Annotated in this window: 8 protein-coding genes; 3 read left to right on the forward strand and 5 right to left on the reverse strand. The window is 72.5% G+C overall.

The features are described from left to right. Positions 1-13: 13 nt before the first annotated feature. The 3 genes from ACSW7Y_RS04365 to ACSW7Y_RS04375 all read right to left on the reverse strand — a co-directional run bounded on the left by ACSW7Y_RS04365 (position 14) and on the right by ACSW7Y_RS04375 (position 3,868). Entirely contained in the window at positions 14-757 is a 744-nt protein-coding gene (locus ACSW7Y_RS04365) for a lysophospholipid acyltransferase family protein (protein ID WP_438125116.1), read from the reverse strand. A gap of 96 nt (positions 758-853) precedes the next feature. Further along, the gene (gene recQ, locus ACSW7Y_RS04370) at positions 854-2,695 is read right to left on the reverse strand and encodes a DNA helicase RecQ (protein ID WP_438125117.1); all 1,842 of its coding nucleotides are present in this window, start codon (positions 2,693-2,695) and stop codon (positions 854-856) included. 9 nt (positions 2,696-2,704) lie between these two features. Continuing rightward, positions 2,705-3,868: a CPBP family intramembrane glutamic endopeptidase gene (locus tag ACSW7Y_RS04375; protein WP_438125118.1), complete on the reverse strand. Its 1,164-nt coding sequence runs from the start codon at positions 3,866-3,868 to the stop codon at positions 2,705-2,707. Positions 3,869-3,904: 36 nt separating this feature from the next. On the opposite strand from ACSW7Y_RS04375, the gene ACSW7Y_RS04380 reads away from it, so the two are divergent. Then, entirely contained in the window at positions 3,905-4,837 is a 933-nt protein-coding gene (locus ACSW7Y_RS04380) for an EamA/RhaT family transporter (RefSeq protein WP_438125119.1), read from the forward strand. Positions 4,838-5,050: 213 nt separating this feature from the next. On the opposite strand, the gene ACSW7Y_RS04385 is transcribed toward ACSW7Y_RS04380, so the two are convergent. After that, complete coding sequence (locus tag ACSW7Y_RS04385; protein ID WP_438125120.1) at positions 5,051-5,479, reverse strand: GNAT family acetyltransferase; 429 nt, start codon at positions 5,477-5,479, stop codon at positions 5,051-5,053. A gap of 92 nt (positions 5,480-5,571) precedes the next feature. On the opposite strand from ACSW7Y_RS04385, the gene ACSW7Y_RS04390 reads away from it, so the two are divergent. Both ACSW7Y_RS04390 and ACSW7Y_RS04395 read left to right on the forward strand, forming a co-directional pair. After that, positions 5,572-6,381 (forward strand): class E sortase, encoded by an 810-nt coding sequence (locus ACSW7Y_RS04390; RefSeq protein ID WP_438125121.1) that lies wholly within the window; start codon positions 5,572-5,574, stop codon positions 6,379-6,381. Beyond that, complete coding sequence (locus ACSW7Y_RS04395; protein ID WP_438125122.1) at positions 6,378-6,554, forward strand: hypothetical protein; 177 nt, start codon at positions 6,378-6,380, stop codon at positions 6,552-6,554. Before ACSW7Y_RS04390 ends, ACSW7Y_RS04395 begins: the two co-directional genes overlap by 4 nt. A gap of 154 nt (positions 6,555-6,708) precedes the next feature. Here the strand turns inward: ACSW7Y_RS04395 and ACSW7Y_RS04400 are convergent. Further along, a partial coding sequence (locus ACSW7Y_RS04400) for an SbcC/MukB-like Walker B domain-containing protein (RefSeq protein WP_438125123.1) occupies positions 6,709-8,114 on the reverse strand: 1,406 nt, incomplete at its 5' end.

The following is an 8,114-nucleotide window of genomic DNA, read 5'->3' on the forward strand; positions in this document are numbered from 1 at the left end:
AGATACGCAATACTCAGTCCGGTTCGACCGCGGCGGTCGGGTCGTCCCGGCGCAGCGCCTGCTTCACGCGCTCGACGATCGTCGCGGGCGGGTTGTTGTACGCATTCGCGGGCTCCTGGCCGCTGAGCTCCTGGATCGCTGCCATCACGGCATCCGTCGCGTGACGTCGAGCACGCCCGGACGACGCCTCGCCGAAGGAAGACAGGTCGAGCGGCTTCCCGAACTCGATCGTCACCTTCGCGAGCTTCGGGATCCGCGACCCCACCGGTTGCACGTCCTCGGTGCCGGTCAGCGCGACCGGGACGACCGGCGCGCCACTCGTCAGCGCGAGCCAGGCGACCCCGGTCCGCCCCTTGTAGAGCCGCCCGTCGAGGGAACGGGTGCCCTCGGGGTAGATCGCGAAGGCCTCTCCGGCCTCGAGCCGCTCGAGCCCGAGGTCGAGTGCGTGCTGTGCAGCCGAACCCGCACCGCGCTCGACGCCGATCGCACCGATGCCGCCGAAGAACGCCCGCGACACCGCCCCCTTGAGACCCGATCCGGTGAAGTACTCCTGCTTCGCGAGGAACGACACCTTCCGCGGGGCCATCAGTGTGATCGCCGGGGAGTCGATGAAGGACCGGTGGTTGCTCGCCAGGATGACCGCGCCGTGCCGGGGCACGTTCCGTCGTCCGACGATCCGCGGACGCCACAGCAACCGGGCGAGCGGCGTGACCACCGCGCGGCTGAGAACGGTGGCGAACTTCGTCGAACCGGACACCCGGGCCTCCTCGTGACGGGAGGTTCCGAGTGTAGTGAGCACCCGCGGGGCCACATGCCCGACACGGCATACGCGGCCTGACGGCGCGGCGAGCGGTCAGTCGGCGGCAGCGGCCACCACGTCGAGCACCGCTCGACCGTAGCGCTCGAGCTTGGCGGACCCGACCCCGGAGATCTCGCCGAGCGCGTCGACGTCGGCGGGCTTGACGGCGGCGATCCCGCGGAGCGTCGCGTCGTTGAACACCACGTACGCCGGGACGCCCTGCTCCCGCGCCTGCTCCGCCCGCCATGCCCGGAGTGCCTCGAACAGCCCCAGGGCCTCCTGCGGCATGTCGGTCACGACGGAGCGGCGGGACCGGCTCGCCCGCGGCGCTTTCACCGGGTCGCGGCGCATCCGCACGACGACCCGTCCGGCGAGGACGTCCGCACTCGTCGGGCTCAGGACGATCGTGCCGTAGCCGTCGCCCGACACGGCCATGAAGCCCTGTGCGAGGAGCTGCCGGGCGACGGCGCGCCACTCCCCCTCGGAGAGGTCGTTGCCGATGCCGAACGTCGCGAGGGAGTCGTGCCGGAGCTCCTGCACGCGCGGCGACTGCTTGCCGACGAGGATGTCCACGAGGTGTGCGACGCCGTACCGCTGGCTGCGCTCACGCTCCAGACGGACCACGGTGGACAGGAGCTTCTGCGCGGGGACGGTGCCGTCCCAGGACTCCGGCGGCGCGATGCACGTGTCGCAGTTGCCGCACGCCGTGCTCTCCTGCCCGAAGTACGCGAGCAGTCGGACCCGCCGGCACTCGATCGTCTCGCACAGGGCGAGCATGGCGTCGAGGTGCGCGCTCAGCTGCCGTCGGTGCGCGGCATCGCCCTCGGACTGGTCGATCATCCGCCGCTGCTGCACCACGTCGTTGAGCCCGTACGCGAGCCACGCGGTCGAGGGCAGGCCGTCGCGGCCGGCTCGCCCGGTCTCCTGGTAGTAGCCCTCGACCGACTTCGGGAGGTCGAGGTGGGCGACGAACCGGACGTCCGGCTTGTCGATGCCCATGCCGAACGCGATCGTCGCGACCATGACGACGCCGTCCTCGCGCAGGAACGTCGACTGGTTGCGTTCCCGCACCCGGGCGTCGAGCCCCGCGTGGTACGGCAGCGCCGGGATGCCCTGCTCGGCGAGGGCTGCCGCGGTGCGCTCGACGGAGTTGCGCGACAGGCAGTAGACGATGCCGGCGTCGCCGCTGTGCTCGGTCCGGATGAAGGTGAGGAGCTGCTGCAGCGCGCCGGTCTTCGGCTCGATGCGGTACTGGATGTTCGGCCGGTCGAAGTCGGCGACGAAGTGTGCGGCGTCGTCGAGGCCGAGCCGTGCCGAGATCTCGCGGTGGGTCTGCGGCGTCGCGGTGGCGGTCAGCGCCACCCGGGGGACGGTCGGCCAGCGCTCGTGCAGGATGCTCAGCTCGAGGTAGTCCGGCCGGAAGTCGTGGCCCCACTGCGCCACGCAGTGTGCCTCGTCGATGGCGAAGAGGGCGAGGCGAGCCCGGTCGAGCAGCGCGCGGGTGGACTCGAGCCGCAGCCGTTCGGGCGCGAGGTAGAGTATGTCGACCTCGCCCGACACCACCGCGCGCTCGACCCGGGCGCGCTCGTCCGGACCCTGCGTCGAGTTGAGGAACGCCGCGCGCACGCCGTTCGCGGCGAGGGCGTCGACCTGGTCCTGCATGAGGGCGATGAGGGGCGACACCACGACGCCGATGCCGTCGCGGACGAGGGCGGGCACCTGGTAGCAGAGCGACTTGCCGCCACCGGTCGGCATGAGCACGAGGGCGTCACCGCCGGAGACGACCTGGTCGATGATCGCGGCCTGTTGCCCGCGGAAGGCGTCGTAGCCCCACACCCGGTGCAGGACGTCGAGCGCGGCGGACCGCGACGGGGAGGTCGTGGCCGTCGTGCTCATGCCCCCAGCCTACGAGCGGTCGGCGACACCGGCGGTCGTGTCCACAGGACCTGCATCGTCCACAGCACCCGCGCTGCCCACGACACGTGCGTCGTCCACCGGACCGGACCCGGCCACCCCCGCGGCGTGGGCCGGTGTGCCGTGCCAGCCCGTGCCTCCCGGCTGGGTCCACCGCGGGCCGCCCGCCCAGGCGGGGACCGGACCGCGGAAGCGGGGCGCCTCGTGCGCGGCGGAGCGCCGGTCGAGTCGGCGCCACTTCGCCAGCAGCTCGATCATGCCCCAGTACGCGAGCGACGTGCACAGGCTGACCAGCCAGCCGCCGACCGAGCCGTTGGCGTCCTGCGACTGCAGGTCGATCCGCGACCAGCCCGGGGCCTGCAGCACGAAGATCATGATGTTGTTGAACGCGTGCTGGAGGACCGTCGCCTCGAGGCCACCCGTCCGGAGCACGATGATCGCGGCGATGAGCCCGAACGAGCCGACGTCGAGGATGCCCCAGACGTTGTAGCCGTTCGGGATGTGCAGCGAGGCGAAGACCAGGGTCGAGACCACGACGGCGATCACCGTCCCGACCCGCCGCGGGAACCAGGAGGCGATCGTCTGCATGAGGAAGCCGCGGAAGACGTACTCCTCCGCTGCGCCCTGGAACGGCACCATCGCGACGACGAGGACGATCGTGAGCACGAGGGTCGAGAGCGTCACCGTCGACTGGCCGATGGCCGCGTGGTTCCAGCCGTCACCCGTGATCATGCCGTCGCCGAACGGGAACAACGCCTGCATCACGAACATGATCGCCGCGATGACGAGCGTCGGGACGAGGCACCAGGCCGTCCACCCCCAGCGGACACGGAAGCGCACGGACGACAGCACACCGCGGCCGAGCCTCGCGATCCGCACGGCCAGGACGATCCCGGGCAGGAGCACCACGAGGGACACGAGCGACACCGACAGCGTCAGTGGATCGGTCGGGTCGAGCGCACCGCTGGACAGCTTCTGCTCGAAGTCGATGAGCCCCTCGGCGCCGCTCGTCGCTCCGACCGGGATCGTGTAGGCGATGACGATGAGGATCTGCGAGACGAGGTACCACCCCGCGAGGAACGCCAGCGCGACGAGCGGCCGCCACCACCGCCACCGGGCATCGATGCGGGTCAGGCGCTGGTAGGGAACACTCACGCGGTGCAGGGTACAAGGACGGGCAGGATGGGAGCCGTGCTCACCGTCGTCCTCGGCCTCTCCGGCGCCCTCGTCTACGGGTTCGCAGACTTCCTCGGCGGGTTGGCCTCGCGGCGGGTCCGGCCCGTCGTCGTCACCGCGGTCGCCGCCGTCGTGGGGATCGTGCCGCTGCTCGTCGGGCTGGTCGTGGTCGGCGGGGCCTTCTCGTCAGGGGCCGTGGTCTGGGGGCTGATCGGTGGTGGGGCGGGGGCGGTCGCCGTGCTGCTGCTCTACGCGGCCCTCGCGATCGGCCCGATGAGTGTCCTGTCGCCCGTCACCGCGGTGTTCGCCGCGTCCCTGCCCGTCCTCGTCGCGGTGGTGCGGGGGACGGCCCTGTCGCCGCTCGCCGTCGTCATGCTCGTCGTGGCGGTGGTCGCCGTGGTGCTCGTCGCGTCGGTGCGGGACGGCTCGGGCGCGCGGCTCACGGTGCGCGGGGTGGTCGCGGCAGCGGTGGCGGGGTGCGGGTTCGGCGGCATCGTGCTGGCCTACGACATGACCCCGGCGGACTCCGGGGTCGCCCCGCTGCTGGTGGCGCGGGTGCTGCAGGTGATGGTGCTGGGAGCGGCGGCGGTCGTGGTCGTGCGGGCAGGTCGGGTCCTCCGGCCTGGAGGCGCGGATCGCGTCGACCCGCCGGCCGCGGCCGCCGGGTCTTCCGCCGTCGCCGCGGGGCGGACGCGCTGGTCCGGCCGGTTCGTCGCGACCGTCGTGGCGTGCGGTGTGCTCGACGCCCTGGCGAACGTGTTCATCCAGGCGGGACTGCACGCGAGCGACGACCCGCTGACCCTGCCGGTGATGAGCGTGCTGAACGCGCTCTACCCGATCGGCACGGTGGTGCTCGCCGGCGTGGTGCTGCGGGAACGCTTGACCGCGCTGCAGCTGGTCGGCATCGTCCTGGCGTTCACGGCGTCGGTGGGGCTGGCGCTGGTGTGAGCGCGACGGTCTCACGGGCACGGCGGTGACCCGAGTCTCGGCTCGGCGCGCACGAGACTCGGCTCGGCGCGCACGAGACTCGGCTCGGCGCGCACGAGACTCGTGATGGGCGTCGAGTCTCGTGCTGCGAGCCACGAGACTCGTCGCTCACGGCGAGACTCGTGGGCGGACGAGCTGCGGGCCGGCGGACGGACGGGCGAGCGGGCGCGGGTGTCAGGCGTCGGGGATGAGCCGCTTGCCGAGTGACACCGCGTGGTCGGGTGCGTACCCGAGCGACTCGTAGAAGCCGAGCACCTGCTCGTTGCCTGCGCGCACCTGGAGGTTGAGCTTCGGGCACCCCATCGCGGCCAGGCGCTGCTCGAACTCCCGCATGAAGGTCCTCCCGAGCCCGGAGCCCTGGAGGTCGGGCCGCACGGCGAGGTAGTTCACCCACCCGCGATGTCCGTCGAACCCGGCCATGCCGGCGCCGACCACGAGGTCGTCCGCGTCGACGGCGACGAGGAACAGCTCGGGCTGCACCGTGAGCTTCCGTTCGATGTCGCGGCGGGGGTCGTTCCACGGTCGGACCAGGCCGCACGCCTCCCACAACGCGACGACCGACTCGGTGTCGGGGCGGGCGAAGGGGCGGATGACGTACTGCACCTCCTCACGGTAACGGTCTGTGGAGAACCGCATCACCCGGACGTCGGCATGGGATGGTAGAACTGTCCGACCACCCCAGGATCAGGAGCACCGTGACCGCGCACGACACCCTTCCGTCGCGATCCGGCGACGACACGGACGGCGACACCGGCCGTCGGGCGCCGCGACGTGGCACGCCGCGCCGTCGTCAGAGCGTCGGCGGCGCGATCGTCTCGCTCATCGCCGAGCTCCTCATCATCGCCGGAGCGGGTACCGGACTCTACGTGGTGTGGACGGCCTGGTGGACGGACGTCGTCGCGGTCCAGGGCCAGACGAAGCTCATCGACGGGCTCGGCCAGACCGACCCGACGACCGGCACGGGGACCCAGCACCGCGGCCCGGCCCCGGTCCTCGCAGAGCCGAAGGACGTCGAGGACGTGTTCGGCACGATGCAGATCCCCCGGTTCGGCGCGGACTACGACCGGCCGATCGGCGAGGGCACCGACCGCGAGAAGGTCCTCAACACCATCGGGCTCGGGCACTACCAGGACACCGCGATGCCGGGCGCCGAAGGCAACTTCGCCGTGGCCGGGCACCGGGTGACGTACGGCAAGCCGCTCAACCAGATCGCCGAGCTCCAGGACGGCGACGCGGTCGTCGTCCGGGTGACCGACAAGGCGACGAAGTTCGACGTCTGGTACGTCTACAAGGTCACCGACCACCAGATCGTCACGCCGGACAAGGTCGAGACGATCGCCCCGGTACCGAACAAGCCCGGGGTCGAGCCAACGGCGGACGACCGCTGGCTGACGCTCACCGCCTGCCACCCGATGTGGTCCGCGGCGGAGCGCTACATCGTGCACGCCAAGCTCGACTACTGGATGCCCGTGTCCGAGGGCACGCCGAAGGAGCTCGCCAAGTGATCTTCCCGCTCGTCTGGCGGCTCCTGCCCGGGCCGACCGCGCTCAAGGTGATCGAGCTGGTCGTGCTGCTCGCGGCGATCGTGATCGTGCTGTTCACCTGGGTCTTCCCGTGGGTCGCGGCGGACATCCTGCCCCCGCCGGACGGCACGGTCGACACGACGCCGTCACCGTAGCCGCGGCTGTCACCTCAGGCACGGCTGTCACCTCAGGCACGGCTGTCACCGCAGCCGGACGACGTCGCGGAGACCGATGGCGGCCGTGGCCGCAGCAGCGAGCCGCCGCCCTCGCGCGCCGCAGGCGCAGCGGCGGCCGCAGCGCACCGCGGGCTCAGACCGTCGTCGTGACGCGGGACCCTCCGGCAGCGGTGCGGCGCACCGCGATCCGCTCGGGGATCCGTTGCTTGAGCTCCTCGACGTGGCTCACGATCCCGACCTGCCGGCCACCGGCGGTCAGCCGCGACAACTGCACCAGCACGCCGTCGAGCGCCTCGGGGTCGAGCGTGCCGAAGCCCTCGTCGACGAACAGGGTGCCCAGCGAGACGCCGCCGGCCTCGGCCTGGACGACGTCGGCGAGACCGAGCGCGAGGCACAGCGACACCGTGAAGGTCTCGCCGCCGGACAGGCTGCGCGGATCGCGGACGGTGTCGGTCGTGTGGTCGTGCACCGCGAGCGCGAGCCCGGTCCGTCGGGCGCGCGACCCGGACTCGCGCTCGTCGGAGGTCTCGAGGGTGAACCGCCCCGCGAGCATGCCGCGGAGCCGGTCGTTCGCCGCCGCGACGACGTCCTCGAAGCGGCGCATCAACACGTAGGTGCCGAGGGTGATGCCGGACGGGTTGGCGGCCGTGGCGCCGTTCGCGATGTCCGCCAGCCGGACCACCGCGCGGCTGCGTGCACTGGTGTCGTCGCGCGCCCGGACCGCCGCGGCGAGCTCGGCGGCGCAGCGCTGTACGGCGTTCGACCGATCGGTGGCGGTGACCACGGCACGGGTCGCCTCGTCGAGCAGGCCGGCGGTCCGTTCCCGCTCCGCTGCCGCACCCGCGACGTCGAACTCCGTGTCGACGTCGGAGGCGGCAGCCTGCACGGCGGGTTCGGCGAGTCCGGCCTCGACGGCGCCCCGGGCCGCGATCGCGTCGTCGACGGCCCGCCGCAGACCACGTTCTCCGGCGTCGTCGAGGAGCGCCGCACGGGCGTCGGACACCTCGTCGAAGCCGTGCTCCTCGAGTGCGGCGTCGACCTCGACGCTCCGGTCGGCCACGACCCGGGCATCCCGGTCGACCGCCGCGTCAGCGCGTGCCACGGCGCCGAGCACCGCCACGTGCGCCTCGATCGCCCGCACCACCTCAGCGAGGTCCGTGCTGCCCTCGACCCCGGGCACCGGCAGCGCGGTCAGCCGCTCGACCGCGGCGCCGATGGCCTCGGTCTCCTCGCGCAGCCGCTCGGCGTCCGCCTCGACGGAGGCGGCCAGTACGGCACGACGGGTCTCGGTGTCGTTGCGGACGTGTTCGCTCACGCGCGTGGCGTCGTCGAACGCGGTCAGTTCGCGTTCGAGTGCGTCGGCCGCGCGGGCGGCGTCCTGCGCGGCCGTCACGGCGGCGGTGGCGCGGTCGAACGCCGCCGCGAGGTCGCCGTCGTCGAGGTCACCCACGGCCTCGGCGAGCCGGCGGTGTTCGGCCTGCGCGACGCGGAGGTCGGCGGCGACGTCGCCGAGGACCGCTTCGGCGGCACGGGCACGAT

This window comes from Curtobacterium flaccumfaciens (genome assembly GCF_051548005.1).
GTDB lineage: Bacteria > Actinomycetota > Actinomycetes > Actinomycetales > Microbacteriaceae > Curtobacterium.